We start from the raw sequence: 13,763 nt of genomic DNA, 5'->3' as shown, positions 1-13,763 counted from the left end.
ACCAAGGCTTACACTCTAAAGCTCCCTACTAAATCGCGCAAATTTTGCGATAGAGTACTTAACTCACGACTGGCGTTAGCGGTTTTAGCCGCATCATCTGAGGTGTTCATGGCAAGCTGATTGATTTCAACAAGATTTTTATCGATATCTGCCGTCACCGAACTCTGCTCTTCGGCAGCCGACGCAATTTGAATGGCCATGTTGGTAATCGAGCTCACTGCATCTCGAATATTCACCAAAGACTCACCACCGTCGTTCGCAGCCTGAACAGCCTCTCCGGTCATTTCATTGGAATAGTTCATTGCGGTTACTGCACTTTGAACACCGGTTTGCAACTGTGCCAGCATTTTCTGAATATCTTCCGTAGACTCCTGGGTTCTACTGGCCAAGGTGCGAACCTCATCCGCCACTACGGCAAAACCTCTGCCTTGCTCACCGGCCCGAGCCGCCTCAATAGCCGCGTTTAGCGCCAACAGGTTTGTCTGCTCAGCAACGCCTCGTATCACATCGATTACAGAAGTTACATTCTTTGCCTCATCTTCGAGCTGAGCCATAACCCCAGCGGTTTCAGCGATACGGTTAGACAGTTCCTGGACTCGGTTCACAGCCGTTTCAATTCGCTCCTGACCAGACTCGGTGATCCCGTTAGCGCGCTTTGCGCTATCCGCTGTCTCATTGGTGTTTTGAGCAACCTCATGGATAGCAACAGTAAGCTCATTAACCGCTGTCACCACCATGGTAATGGAGTGACACTGTTCGTCAGCCGCCCCCTGACTACGCTCCGAAACACTCAACATCGTATTCGCAGCTTGAGAAACCTCTTCAGTATTGGCACGAATTTGACCGATTAAGTGCTGTAGCTTCTCCATAAATTGATTGACATGGCCAGACAGCTCACCGAGCTCGTCATTGTTTTGCACATCGATACGAATTGTCAGGTCACCATCGCCTTCTGCGATGTTTTGAATTCGGTTACTGATAGACTTCAACGGCTTTATTACCAAAGCAGGCAGCACTAAAGCTGCCCCCAGGGCCACCAGGGTACATACGATAGCGATCCCTATAAGCTGAGTTGATACAGACTTTTCATCCGCTAGAATTTGCTGAGTGAACTGCTCCACATGATTGAGTCGACGTTCGCCCACCACATCCAAATGTGTACGAACTGCCTCAAACAGTTGATAACTACGCTCGTACCCCTCACGCTCAAAGTCGTCAATACTGTTGGGGTCGCCAGTGGCGGCTTGCTCTATCAAGTCGCGGCTAAAGGAATACCACGCTTGAAACAGCGTCAGGAATTCAGTTTTCTCAGATTCAACACTGGTATTAGATAGGGTTAGAGACTGCAAAAAACGCTCACGCGCCTGTTCAGCGTTCTCTTTATGCTCCGCCATTAAGCTCGCCACACTTACACCACTCGCACCATTCACAAATGCGGTTCGCTCGGCGGTTAATGCTTGATACAGATCACGGTCTGCCTGCAATAAAAGTTGCAGCTCTTGTAAGTTAATTTCAGCAATCGTAGTAGCATTTTCAGAGAGCTTGCGAGCAGATAAAACCGAATAAATACTCGAGTAAAGAAAAAGAGCAACCAAAACCAGAAGGGGTAATGTCAGTTTCCAACGGAAACCCATATTATTATACCAACGCAGCATACCTTTCCCCTCGACTTAGGCGGATTTTTCTTTGAGTGTAGTACAGTTTTTTGGCGGCTAACTGTTCTCGGAAAATATCGGCACAGAAGGCGGAAACTTTATACTGACTAACGATTTAGCTTTAGGCTCACTTTAGTAACGCGGGATTCAGACATCTCAAGCACAATGAATTCAACCTTGCCCATTGCAACCCGGTCGCCAATAACGGGTTGTTTATAACGCCGGTAGATATAGCGGCCTATGCTCCAGTTTGCCATTTCTTCTGGCACATCAAAACCATAAAGCAAGCCCAAGTCCATTAACTTGGCTAAAGGCGACACAACAAACTCACCAAAGTAAGCTTGTGCCGAAATACGATCTGGTTCCTTTTCTCCCACTAACCATTTGTCCAGTAGGTTTAAAGCATCGGGCCTGGCCAACAGGTAGACATGATCCCCCTCAAGCAAGGGCCCACTGGCGGGTTCGGCCAGCGGCTCCCCCTCACGAATAACGCATAAAAGTCGTGTACCTGTACTCTCTTCAAGCCTCGCCACACCAGCTTTAAGCGCAGGAGAATCAGCCAGCAATTTGTAACCAATAAACTCGTAACCAGCCTGCCCCGGCACCCCAAGCTCCACTCTCTGTACCCGTGATGAGCTGGTTGGCACGTCCACCTTCAGCCAACGTGCCAGAGGCGCCACCGTCCACCCTTGCAGCACCAGTGAAATAATTACAATAAAGAAGGCAATATTAAAAAAGAATGGCCAGTGCTCGAACCCGGCCAGCCAGGGAAACATCGCCAGCACAATAGGAACAGCCCCGCGCAACCCCACCCAGGATATAAAAAGCCGCTCCCGCCAAGAGAACTGAAATGGCAGCAGAGAAATACACACCGCCAAAGGCCTGGCAATAAAAATCAAAAACAAGCCTATCAGCAGTGCGCTAGGAGCGTAGGTCACCAGTTCAGAGGGGGTCACCAATAAACCCAGCATCAAAAACAGGCTGATTTGCGCCAGCCAGGCTATGCCATCGTGGAACCGCTGAATGTTGTACAGACCCCGTGACACCCGATTTCCCACCATCAAACCGGCTAAATATACGGCGAGGAACCCACTGGAGTGCAGCACTGCGGCAAGACCGAAAATAGAAACGCCACCGAAAAGCGCCAATAAAGGATACAAACCGGGGCTTAGTGCCAGACGAGTCACCCCCCAAGCGAGAAACCGGCCACCCACTACACCAACCAGAGCGCCAACCCCCATCTGCCAGGCAAACCCGAGCAACATGGTCGCATTAAATCCGCTCTCACCCATGCGAATAAATTCGACCACGGTCAAGGTTAAAAAAATCGCCATCGGATCATTCAAGCCTGATTCGATTTCAAGGGTTGCGCCCACCCTCGCCTTCAGCGCCAACCCCTGCATATTTAATACAGAAAACACCGCAGCGGCATCGGTAGAGCCCACAATGGCCCCCACCAACATTCCCTCGACCCAGGGTAAATCCAGCATCCAGGCGGCAAACGCTCCGCAAACGCCAGCGGTAATCACCACACCCAGTGAAGCCAACGACAGCGCCGGCTTTAAACCCACACGAAAGTTATGAATATCCGTGCGCAACCCACCATCGAACAAAATTACCGCCAGGGCTAAGGTGCCCAAAAACAAAGCCGACTGCACATCGTCATACGCGACGCCGCCAATCCCGTCTTCGCCGCCGAGCATGCCGACCAGTAAAAAAACCAACAATAACGGCATCCCCACCCGTGGGGAGAGTGCGCTGGCCAAAATGCTGATCAAAAATAATACAGCGCCCAATAAAATAAGCTGATTTAGAATATCCATAGGGAAATGATACTACACAGTAGGCCTACCAAAGCGAGAACCTCTATTTGGTGTTATTATTTCGTTTTTAAACCTGCCAGAAACAAGTTGTTTATTCATGCTCAGTAAAGACGCGTTGTCGCAGCTCTCACAATTAAAATCGAATATCGTTGCCCATAAAGATTACGCCGAAGGCCTAGTCAGGCCCACCGCCAAGCGATTTGGCTTTGTTCGTTTAGACGACGGCCGAGACGCCTTTCTCGATCCAGATCAAATGCTGCGCGTACTGCCAGGCGATAGAGTAAAAATCAGCCTGAGCGAAAACAGTAAAAAGCAGCTCGAAGCGACTTTGGAGGCGTTAATCGATTCGCCCTTAAAAACATTTGTCGGCCGCTATGTACGGAAAGGCCCCGCCCATTTTGTCGAGCCAGACCTACCGCCTTTTAGCCGCTGGCTGTTTATACCACCTCAAGAGCGCACCAATTGCAGTGAAGGCGATTTAGTGCAGTGCGAGTTAATCCGCCACCCCTTCAAACACGATGGTAAAGCCCAGATTCGCGTTATCAACCGGATTGGAAAACCCGACGAGGCCGGAATTGAAGGCCGCTATATCTGCGCCAAATACCAGCTACCGAATGAGTGGAGCGAAGCGGCCACCGAACAGGCCGCCGCTATTAACCCCGAGGCGCTCACCACCCTTGAACGACAAGCGATGATTGACACGCCCTTTGTCACCATCGACTCAGAGTTCACCCGCGACATGGACGATGCGCTCTACGCCGAAAAGACTGACACCGGCTGGCGTCTGATTTCCGCCATTGCCGACCCCAGCAGTCTTATTGAACCGGGCAGCGCGCTTGAGCAAACCGCACAGGAGCGCGTCAGCACGCTTTACCTGCTGGGCCACCCCATCACCATGCTGCCCACCGAATTGTCCCACGAGACCTTTTCGCTGATTCCCGAAGCTGAGCGTCCAGCGGTCGTATGTGAAATGAACATTAATCAAGATGGTAGCATCGCCGATTACCGTTTCAGCACCGCGAACATTCGCTCGCACCACAAACTGAGCTATCAAAACGTCAGCGAACTGCTGGACGGCAGTGGCGACACCTTGGAAAAAGAACTACCGGGCCCGATCATTGAAAGCCTAAAAGCCATGGCCGACTGCGCCCAGGCAAGATTGAGCTATCGCCAGGAACACGCACTGGTAATGGAAGACCGCGCCGATTATCAGTACTGGCTTAATGACAGCAAAAAAATTGAGCGCATTGAAAAGCGCCTGCGCAACAGCGCGCAAAAATTGGTTGAAGAAGCCATGCTGGCCACCAACATCTGCGCTGGCGAACTGTTCAATCAACATCCACAAACAGCCTTTTACTCGGGGCACATCGGCTTTCGCCCTGAGCGACTGGACGATGTGAAAGCCCTGGTAGCCGAAGTTCTGCCCGAGATGGCCGAACTGGATTTTACCCAGCTTGAGAACTTCCAGCGCTTGTTTAAAACGCTGCGCCAAAACGCTGAACAGTCAGAAGAGCAAGCGCGCCTATTATCCTTACTGCAGCGCATGCAGCAGGCAGGTAGCCTGACCACTCAGCCAGTGGGTCATTTTGGCCTGGGCTTTAATGCCTACGCCACGGTGACCTCCCCCATCCGTCGCTACCAGGATTTACACAACCACATTGTACTTAAGGCTATTTTAAACGGTGAAACGCCGCGCACCACCGACGAACACCAAGCCCTGGCGCTACAAGAAACCTTAAGCACCGGTCGCCAAGCCAGCCGCACGCTAGAGCAGTGGCTGCTGTGCCAGTACTTAAGCGAACATTTAGGTACAGTGCACTTTGGCACTATCACCGGTGTTAGCGCTCGCGGCATTAGTGTCCGCCTGGAAGATATTGGTACCGACGGTTTTGTCCAGCTGGTAGAAAAAGGCCAACCCAAACCCAAGTTTGACAGTCGCCGCCTAAGTCTGACTACCGACACGGATCAATACTTCCTGGACCAAACGGTTGCGGTAAAAGTTAAAGAGGTGGATGTCAACAGCCGTCGCATAGCGCTGGAGCTGGTAGACCAAGCCATGGCCGAGCGGCTGCAAGCGTTTGACGCACCGGAGCAGACACCCTAACCCTATGGCGTACTGGCTGTTTAAATCGGAACCCGACTGTTACAGCATTGACGACCTTGCGCGTGAGCCAAAGCAAACCGCGCGTTGGGACGGCATTCGCAATTATCAGGCACGCAATTTATTGCGCGATGAAGTAGCGCTGGGCGATGAGGTGCTTTTCTATCACAGCCGCTGCAAACACATAGGGATTGTGGGAACGGCAAGCGTAGTTAAAACCGCTTACCCGGACCCACAACAGTATCTGCCCGAAAGCCCCTACTTTGACCCTAAAGCAACCCCCGGCCAGCCGCGCTGGTTTTGTGTCGACATTACATTAAATGAGCGGTTCAAGACGCCGGTGTTGTTATCCACCATCAAAGAGATTCAGCAGCTCGAAGAGATGACTCTTTTAAAGCAGGGGCGGCTATCGATACAGCCGGTAACCCAAGAACAATGGCAGACCATTATTGAACTGAGCCGCTAATCGTTCTAAAGCTCCAAAAAAAACGCCGGCAATTGCCGGCGTTTTTTTTCGCATCAAGAATAATCCATTAAGGTTCAGGGTTCCAACCTTCACCACCATTGTAACCGGCAAACACCGAAGCACGACCCATAAAAGGCGCAGCTTCACCGGCACTCAACACATAACCGAATTCCCGGCTACTCAAATCTAACGGCGCACCATCCAAATCTGTGCTGCCATACTCACGCCAGCCGGACTCTGCACTGGCAATAACGGGATTAGGTGCGGGCTGACTGTTAATGCCCTCCCCGGCCCAACCGATAGCGTTGATATAGCTGCCCATTGCGCAATGAATAAAAGTGACATTGTCAAAGTAATCGGCGCTGCCACAACCTGTCAGGCTACCCATAAGTACCACTGCCGATACCAATAGCACTCTATTCATACGCTGTTCCTTATTATTGTTTGATTATTATCCGGCCGCACACCGAACTGACCACAACCCCTTTTGATCTTACCAATTACACACCTTAAGTCATACCAAAAACAATAGCATGAAAAATGCCCTATAACGGCCTTCACCTAACACTTGTAGATAACGGCCTAAGTTGCTGTAAAAAATACAACTTTTAAACACAAACAATGATTAAATAGCAGCCAAAGAGGGCGTGTTAGAACCACTTTCGTGACTGATTACTCAAACCAATCGGTAAGCAATCCCCTTGGCCTATGGATTGCTCTATAGTCCACAGCCTATTTTTTCATGACATAAGGAGTCAGATTATGGTCAAACCAATCAAAGCCCTGGCACTGTCTACCGCTGCGTTGATGGGCCTTAGTGCCGCAGGTGCGTTAGCACAATCAAACAATAACGCCTCAGTAAGTTACACCTATGGCGGTTTGGAATACGTTGAGCAAAACCTGGATGATTACGACTGCAATCAGGACGGTTTGAGCACGTACGGCAGTTACGCAATCGATGGGCCTTGGTTCGCTATCGGTAGCTTAACTGACGTGAGCGGCGATAAAGGCTGCGGGTCTACCACCCTGCAACTGGGCGCGGGCTATCACACTCTGCTGACACGGGGGTGGGACTTGTACGGCACCCTGAGCGTTGAACGCACCGACCCAGATCATGGCGACAGCGACACCGGTTTAGTTGCCGCCGTTGGTGCTCGCGGCTGGATGTTTCAACAATTGGAGGGTAAAGCTGAAATCGCGCATCACACGGTATTTGATGACACAACCGAAATAAACCTCGGCGCAAATTATTGGCTTAGCCAAGCGGTGGCAGCCACCCTGGACACCAGTTTCTCAGACGAAGGGGAATCTATTGCCCTGGGCGCACGAATGAACTTTTAGTCGGCCGTCGGCAAAGCTACAATAGTGGCTTTGCCGGAACCCTTCCCATGGCCCAAATCGGACAATTCGCCCGCCTCCCTGTCGTTAAACTCGTAGATTTCGGTGCTTATCTTGACGGTACCGAGCTAGGCACTATTCTCCTACCCAAGCGTTACTTAAACAGCGAGCTCGGTATTGGCGATGAAGTGGATGTATTTATTCATTTGGACAGCAACGATATACCTGTCGCAACGACACTGAAACCCCGAGCCTGCGTAGGACAAGCGGCTTATTTACCGGTTGTCGACATTAACGATGCCGGTGCCTTCTTAGATTGGGGGCTACCAAAACATTTACTGGTGCCGTTCAATGAGCAACACAAGCGTTTTGAGCTGAGCCGCTCCTATGTTGTAACCTTATTTCTCGACCCTTACAGTCAGCGTATTACCGCCTCCTCCAAATTGAATAAACACCTGCACGAAACCAGCCGCCAACTGATACCCAACCAAGCCGTCGATTTATTAATCTGCGGCAAAAGCGAGATGGGCTACAAAGCCGTCATCGACAACCAGTACCTGGGACTCATTTTTCGTGACGACGCGTTCCGCCCTTTAAGCTACGGCGAAAACACTCGAGGCTACATTAAAAGTATCCGCGGCGACGGTAAGATCGACTTGAGCTTACAGCCCGTTGGCGATAAAGGCCGCGACAGGCTGCAACAAAAGATACTCGACTACTTAAAGGTCAACGGCGGCCGCAGCCCGTTAAATGACCGCGCTCAACCAGACGACATTTACCGCGAATTTAACGTGAGCAAAGGTGTCTACAAAAAAGCCTTAGGGGCTCTTTACAAACAGCGCTTAATTGCCATTGATCACAAAGAAATTTGTTTAACAAAGAATTTGTGAAAGCAAATACGGTACTTATTGGCGTATAAATTCTGCAAACACCTCAACCCTCACCTGGTCGCCCACAGCTGGGGCAAATTGCCCCATAGCGAATTCCGAGCGGTGAAAGGCCAAATTCGCCTCAAAGCCGATAATATAATCACCGGTTAAACGATTTGTGGTTGCGCCGTTGATGCGAACGGTCAGCTCGGCGGGCTTAGTGACGCCCCGAAACGACAAATCACCTGCAAACGTTAAAACATTGTCATTTGTTTGCGCTCGCCCAACAGACACAAATCGCGCTTCAGGAAATTGAGAGGCGCACAACCAATCGCAACTTTTTAACGTTTCGGAAAAATCAGGATTATTGACATCCAAAGAGGCGATAAAAACGGCCGCGCGGATGCGGCTGGCGGCGGGGTCATCGGCATTATAGTCCAGCTCGGCATAAGCTTTATTAAACCGGCCGACAAACTGCGAAACATTAAGGTGAGAAACTTTGAACAGCACACTGGTGTGCTTAGGATCGAGGGAGTAATTTCCCTTTTTAAGAGCGGTTAACTCGGTATCAACACTACCGGATAATACTGCCCCACAGCTGCTGAGCAGCAGCGAGGCAGCCAATATAAAAAGCCTGACTATCGCCCTACTCCCACTCGATGGTCGCAGGCGGCTTGCTGGAAACATCGTAGGTAACCCGCGAAACACCAGAGATTTCATTGATAATTCGATTGGAGACCTTTTCCAGCAGCTCGTAAGGCAAGTGCGCCCACCGGGCTGTCATAAAGTCGATGGTCTCTACCGCACGCAGCGCAATAACCCACTCGTAACGGCGACCATCGCCCACCACGCCTACCGATTTAACCGGCAAAAATACCGCAAAGGCCTGGCTGGTTTTGTGGTACCAATCGGCGTTGTGCAACTCTTCAATAAAAATAGCATCCGCTTCGCGCAGAATATCGGCGTATTCTTTTTTCACTTCACCCAAAATGCGTACGCCCAGGCCAGGCCCCGGGAACGGGTGGCGATACACCATATCGTAAGGCAAGCCCAACTCTAAACCGATTGCACGAACTTCGTCCTTGAACAACTCACGCAGTGGCTCAACCAGCTCCAGCTTCATGTCATCGGGCAAACCGCCAACATTGTGGTGGGATTTAATTACATGGGCTTTACCTGTTTTTGCCGCGGCCGATTCGATCACATCCGGGTAAATCGTGCCCTGCGCCAACCAGTTAACGTCTTTAATTTTTGCCGCTTCTTCATCGAACACTTCAATGAAGCTGTTACCAATAATTTTGCGCTTGCGCTCGGGGTCGTTTTCGCCTTCAAGGCGCCCTAAAAACAGGGCTTCTTTGTCGGCGCGAATGACCCGTACCCCCATGTTCTTGGCGAACATGTCCATTACCTGATCGCCCTCGCCTTTACGCAGCAGGCCGTTATCCACAAACACACAGGTCAGTTGGTCACCGATGGCCTTGTGCAGCAGTGCCGCCACCACGGAGGAGTCCACACCGCCAGACAGCCCTAACAACACTTTATCGCTACCCACTTGCTCGCGCACTTTTACGATAGCGTCTTCCACAATATTGGCCGGCGTCCACAAAGCGTCGCAACCGCACAGTTTCAATACAAAGTGCTCAAAGATGCGCTTGCCCTGCAAGGTATGGGTGACTTCCGGGTGGAATTGCAAACCATAAAACTCTTTGGCCTCACAGTGCATGGCCGCAATGGGGCACGATGGTGTAGATGCCATCACTTCAAAACCCTCGGGCAGAGAGACCACTTTATCGCCGTGGCTCATCCATACGTCCATCAGAGCGCTGCCATCAGCTCCCACATGATCTTTAATGTCGTGCAGCAGTGGGCCGGCGTCTTCGACTTTTACCTGCGCATAACCAAACTCTTGAATCGCTGACCCCTGAACTTTACCACCCAACTGCTCGGCCATCGTCTGCATGCCGTAGCAAATACCCAACACGGGCACACCTAAGTTAAACACCACCTCTGGCGCACGCGGTGAATTCTCAAGTGTGACCGACTCGGGGCCACCCGCCAAGATAATACCGCTGGGGTCGAACTCGCGAATTTCCTCTTCGGTCATATCGTAGGCGCGAATAATGGAGTAAACCCCCACCTCACGTACGCGTCGGGCAATCAGTTGCGTGTATTGAGAGCCAAAGTCGAGAATCAGAATGCGCTGAGCGTGAATGTCCTGAGTCATGGGTGTTCCAAATGCTAGTGAGAAAATGAAAAACCCCTGCAGGTGAATACAGGGGTTGTTAAATCGATTAAAGGCTAATGCCTAGCGACCACTTACTGGGTAGTTAGGCGCCTCTTTGGTAATTTGCACATCGTGCACATGGCTCTCGCCCATGCCAGCAGCTGTGACGCGAACGAACTTAGGCTGGGTACGCATTTCCTGCATGTTGCGGCTGCCCGTGTAGCCCATGGCAGAGCGCAAGCCGCCCATCAGCTGATGCACGATAGCGTTCAGCGGGCCTTTATAGGGTACGCGCCCTTCAATACCTTCTGGAACGAGTTTTTCGGCGCCTTCGCTGGCATCCTGGAAGTAGCGGTCTGACGAACCCTGGGTTTGCGCCATGGCGCCCAGCGAGCCCATGCCACGATAGGCCTTGTAGGTACGGCCCTGGTACAGTTCAACCTCGCCCGGTGCCTCTTCGGTCCCGGCAAACATTGACCCCATCATCACGCAGTCGGCGCCCGCAACAATGGCTTTAGCCAAATCACCACTGAAGCGCACACCACCATCGGCAATCACGGGCACCTCGGTACCTTTTAGCGCCTCGACTACATTAGCAATGGCAGAAATCTGTGGCACGCCCACGCCGCTAACGATACGGGTGGTGCAAATAGAGCCAGGGCCAATCCCGACTTTAACCGCATCCGCGCCGGCTTCAGCCAGCGCAACGGCGGCTTCAGCAGTAGCGATATTACCACCTACCACCTGTACATCCGGGTATTTTTGTTTGATGGCGCGTACACGGTCGATCACATTTTTGGAATGACCATGAGCGGTATCAACCACCAGTACATCAACACCGGCCTCCACCAGAGCCTTTACTCGGCTATCCGTATCGGCACTGGTGCCAACACTGGCACCCACACGCAAACGACCCTCTGGGTCTTTGCTGGCATTGGGGTATTTTTCGGCTTTGTTGATATCTTTGACTGTGATCATGCCGCGCAGCTTAAATTCTTCGTTCACCACCAGCACTTTTTCAATGCGGTGCTTGTGCAACAGGGCGCGAATTTCATCGGCACCGGTACCCTCAAGAGTGGTCACCAGCTTATCTTTGGGCGTCATGATACTTGAGACAGGCGCTTCTTTATTAGACTCAAAGCGGACATCACGGCGGGTGACAATACCCACTAAATCACCGCTTTCCAGTACAGGTACACCTGAAATATTGTTGGCTTTGGTCAGCGCCAGCAGGTCATTAATGCTTGCACTTGCCTCTATGGTGATAGGATCTTTCACCACACCAGCTTCGTACTTCTTAACCGCTCGCACCTGCTGCGCCTGCTGCTCAATAGGCATGCTTTTGTGAATAATGCCAATGCCACCCTCTTGCGCGATGGCAATAGCCAGCCGAGCTTCGGTAACAGTATCCATTGCAGCTGAAATCAGGGGGATATTCAGAGCGATTCCGCGAGTCAGACGAGTTTTTAGCGACACGTCCTTGGGGGTTACCTCGGAGTAACCGGGCACCAGCAAAACATCGTCAAACGTGAGAGCTTCTTCAGCGATTCGCAACATAGCCATCCAACCTTTGCGCTTGAGAAAAATAAGCGCGAAAGTATACCGCAAATCCACCCGCCAGGTAAACTCAATGATGCCAAAATGAGGCCTGTAAGCTGCTGAATTTGTTTTATTTTTGTAACACGGCGACAGACCCGCCAACACCTTGCAAATAAAGGCTGCAAAGGCACAAAACGCCTCTGCTACAATGGCGCGATGAATAACACTTCAAGCGATAATCTGCCCCCCAACACCCTGCCCGCCGAGCGGGAAGTGTTAAGCGTTTCACGGCTGAACTGGATAAGCCGGCAACTGCTGGAAACCCACCTACCCTTAATTTGGGTAGAAGGTGAAATTTCCAACCTTGCCCGCCCCAGCTCCGGCCATTGGTACTTCACCTTAAAGGACGACAAAGCCCAGGTGCGTTGCGCCATGTTTCGCGGCCGCAACCAACAGGTACGCTTTGACATACAAAACGGCCGGCAAGTTTTACTTCGCGCCCGCGTCAGCATTTACGAAGGTCGCGGTGACTACCAGCTCGTTGCCGAACACATGGAAGAAGCCGGCCTCGGTGCACTGCAGCGCGCTTTTGACGCGTTAAAATCCAAGCTGGCGAGCGAGGGGCTATTTGCGCCGGAAGGTAAGCAGGCGCTCCCTCCGCACCCCGAGCATATTGGAGTCATTACTTCTGCCACTGGCGCGGCCATTCGTGATGTTTTGGCCGTTATTCAACGGCGTTACCCGACCCAAAAAGTAACGGTATTACCTGTACCCGTACAGGGTGAACAAGCTGCTTCCGCTATTATCCAGGCCCTACAACTGGCCGAGCGGAGCCAGCTGTTTGACCTACTGATACTGACCCGAGGGGGCGGTTCTATAGAAGATTTATGGGCCTTTAATGATGAGGCGTTAGCGCGTCAAATCCGCTCTTGCCCTATTCCGCTTATTAGCGCCGTGGGCCACGAAACGGACTTTACCATTGCCGACTTTGTCGCTGATCATCGCGCACCTACCCCATCCGCAGCAGCCGAAATCGCGGTGCCCGATGTCCGTGAACATATCAACACCCTGAAGCAGCGCGAGCTGGCGCTTGGCAAAGCCATCGCTACTCAGTTAGCGCAAGTGCACGCAAAGCTCGACGCCTTGCAAAAACGGCTCCGCCATCCGGGCGAGTCTTTACGACACCAGGCTCAACGTCTCGACCAGCTTGAAATTCGCTTAACACGCTCGATGCAACAGCGTCTGACACAATGCTCACAGCAGTTTGCCAACCTGCAAAAGCGACAGCAGCACCAGGCCCCACAACCACGCCTAAAACAGGCACAACAAAATCTGGCTGGCCTGCAACAACGGCTTGAGCACACCATGCAACTGCGTCTTGCCAACCTGCAGCAGCAACTGCAGGAAAAAGCCCGCCTACTGGATAGTGTCAGCCCATTGGCAACACTTAACCGTGGCTTTGCTGTCGTCAAAGACGCGCAGGGCACAGTAGTGCGCGATGCCTCACAACTGCAAGCTAAGCAGCAGCTCACTACTCAGCTAGGCACCGGCGAGTTTACCAGCGAGGTGATTGCAACCTCGTCTTAATATCTTTATATTGAGCGCACTTGTCGGGGCGCCTTGGCCACGTAAACAACCCAATTGTTTGCAAAATGTGGAGCGAAGGCTGAGATCGGTACGGCCGAACCCGTGGAACCTGAACAGGCTGGCACCTGCGGAGGGAACAAGTAACGCCAGCACTGGCGGCC

General features: G+C 51.8%; 11 protein-coding genes and 1 riboswitch. Of the genes, 5 read left to right on the top strand and 6 right to left on the bottom strand.

Features of this window, described 5'->3' with window-relative positions; all coding sequences use genetic code 11:
* Nucleotides 1–8: 8 nt before the first annotated feature.
* Nucleotides 9–1,655, bottom strand: a complete 1,647-nt coding sequence (locus D568_RS0109785; RefSeq protein ID WP_020209421.1) for a methyl-accepting chemotaxis protein — start codon at nt 1,653–1,655, stop codon at nt 9–11.
* A 107-nt stretch (nt 1,656–1,762) separates the two neighbouring features.
* The gene (locus D568_RS0109780) at nt 1,763–3,478 is read right to left on the bottom strand and encodes a potassium/proton antiporter (protein WP_020209420.1); all 1,716 of its coding nucleotides are present in this window, start codon (nt 3,476–3,478) and stop codon (nt 1,763–1,765) included.
* A 97-nt stretch (nt 3,479–3,575) separates the two neighbouring features.
* Between D568_RS0109780 and D568_RS0109775 the strand changes: the two genes are divergently transcribed.
* On the top strand, nt 3,576–5,582 hold the full coding sequence (locus tag D568_RS0109775; protein WP_020209419.1) for a VacB/RNase II family 3'-5' exoribonuclease: 2,007 nt from the start codon (nt 3,576–3,578) through the stop codon (nt 5,580–5,582).
* A gap of 4 nt (nt 5,583–5,586) precedes the next feature.
* On the top strand, nt 5,587–6,045 hold the full coding sequence (locus D568_RS0109770) for an EVE domain-containing protein (protein ID WP_020209418.1): 459 nt from the start codon (nt 5,587–5,589) through the stop codon (nt 6,043–6,045).
* Between the two features lie 67 nt (nt 6,046–6,112).
* Here the strand turns inward: D568_RS0109770 and D568_RS0109765 are convergent, their stop codons facing one another.
* The gene (locus D568_RS0109765; protein ID WP_020209417.1) at nt 6,113–6,469 is read right to left on the bottom strand and encodes a hypothetical protein; all 357 of its coding nucleotides are present in this window, start codon (nt 6,467–6,469) and stop codon (nt 6,113–6,115) included.
* 338 nt (nt 6,470–6,807) lie between these two features.
* Here D568_RS0109765 and D568_RS0109760 point away from each other — a divergent pair, with 338 nt between their 5' ends.
* Nucleotides 6,808–7,386 carry an outer membrane beta-barrel protein gene (locus tag D568_RS0109760; protein WP_020209416.1) on the top strand — a complete coding sequence of 193 codons (579 nt, stop codon included), beginning with the start codon at nt 6,808–6,810 and terminating at the stop codon, nt 7,384–7,386.
* A 47-nt stretch (nt 7,387–7,433) separates the two neighbouring features.
* Nucleotides 7,434–8,273, top strand: a complete 840-nt coding sequence (locus D568_RS0109755; protein WP_020209415.1) for a CvfB family protein — start codon at nt 7,434–7,436, stop codon at nt 8,271–8,273.
* Nucleotides 8,274–8,288: 15 nt separating this feature from the next.
* Here D568_RS0109755 and D568_RS0109750 read toward each other — a convergent pair whose 3' ends face one another.
* From D568_RS0109750 to guaB, 3 genes are all read right to left on the bottom strand, one after another.
* Entirely contained in the window at nt 8,289–8,876 is a 588-nt protein-coding gene (locus tag D568_RS0109750; RefSeq protein ID WP_020209414.1) for a YceI family protein, read from the bottom strand.
* 22 nt (nt 8,877–8,898) lie between these two features.
* The gene (gene guaA, locus D568_RS0109745) at nt 8,899–10,476 is read right to left on the bottom strand and encodes a glutamine-hydrolyzing GMP synthase (RefSeq protein ID WP_020209413.1); all 1,578 of its coding nucleotides are present in this window, start codon (nt 10,474–10,476) and stop codon (nt 8,899–8,901) included.
* Nucleotides 10,477–10,557: 81 nt separating this feature from the next.
* The gene (gene guaB / locus D568_RS0109740) at nt 10,558–12,033 is read right to left on the bottom strand and encodes an IMP dehydrogenase (protein ID WP_026286957.1); all 1,476 of its coding nucleotides are present in this window, start codon (nt 12,031–12,033) and stop codon (nt 10,558–10,560) included.
* A gap of 198 nt (nt 12,034–12,231) precedes the next feature.
* On the opposite strand from guaB, the gene xseA reads away from it, so the two are divergent.
* Nucleotides 12,232–13,602 (top strand): exodeoxyribonuclease VII large subunit, encoded by a 1,371-nt coding sequence (gene xseA, locus D568_RS0109735; protein WP_020209411.1) that lies wholly within the window; start codon nt 12,232–12,234, stop codon nt 13,600–13,602.
* 14 nt (nt 13,603–13,616) lie between these two features.
* A riboswitch (TPP riboswitch) is annotated at nt 13,617–13,755 on the top strand.
* Nucleotides 13,756–13,763 lie beyond the last annotated feature (8 nt).

It is taken from the genome of Gilvimarinus chinensis DSM 19667 (assembly GCF_000377745.1).
Lineage (GTDB): Bacteria > Pseudomonadota > Gammaproteobacteria > Pseudomonadales > Cellvibrionaceae > Gilvimarinus > Gilvimarinus chinensis.
The sequence above is the reverse complement of the archived record's forward strand: the minus strand, read 5'-3'. Positions and strand labels throughout refer to the sequence as shown.

Excerpts from the sequence above, each read along its gene's own strand:
- xseA (WP_020209411.1), top strand. The coding sequence starts at position 12,232 with ATGAATAACACTTCAAGCGATAATCTGCCCCCCAACACCCTGCCCGCC.
- D568_RS0109760 (WP_020209416.1), top strand. The coding sequence starts at position 6,808 with ATGGTCAAACCAATCAAAGCCCTGGCACTGTCTACCGCTGCGTTGATG.
- D568_RS0109755 (WP_020209415.1), top strand. The coding sequence starts at position 7,434 with ATGGCCCAAATCGGACAATTCGCCCGCCTCCCTGTCGTTAAACTCGTA.
- D568_RS0109775 (WP_020209419.1), top strand. The coding sequence starts at position 3,576 with ATGCTCAGTAAAGACGCGTTGTCGCAGCTCTCACAATTAAAATCGAAT.
- D568_RS0109770 (WP_020209418.1), top strand. The coding sequence starts at position 5,587 with ATGGCGTACTGGCTGTTTAAATCGGAACCCGACTGTTACAGCATTGAC.
- guaB (WP_026286957.1), bottom strand. The coding sequence starts at position 12,033 with ATGTTGCGAATCGCTGAAGAAGCTCTCACGTTTGACGATGTTTTGCTG.
- D568_RS0109780 (WP_020209420.1), bottom strand. The coding sequence starts at position 3,478 with ATGGATATTCTAAATCAGCTTATTTTATTGGGCGCTGTATTATTTTTG.
- D568_RS0109785 (WP_020209421.1), bottom strand. The coding sequence starts at position 1,655 with ATGCTGCGTTGGTATAATAATATGGGTTTCCGTTGGAAACTGACATTA.
- D568_RS0109765 (WP_020209417.1), bottom strand. The coding sequence starts at position 6,469 with ATGAATAGAGTGCTATTGGTATCGGCAGTGGTACTTATGGGTAGCCTG.
- guaA (WP_020209413.1), bottom strand. The coding sequence starts at position 10,476 with ATGACTCAGGACATTCACGCTCAGCGCATTCTGATTCTCGACTTTGGC.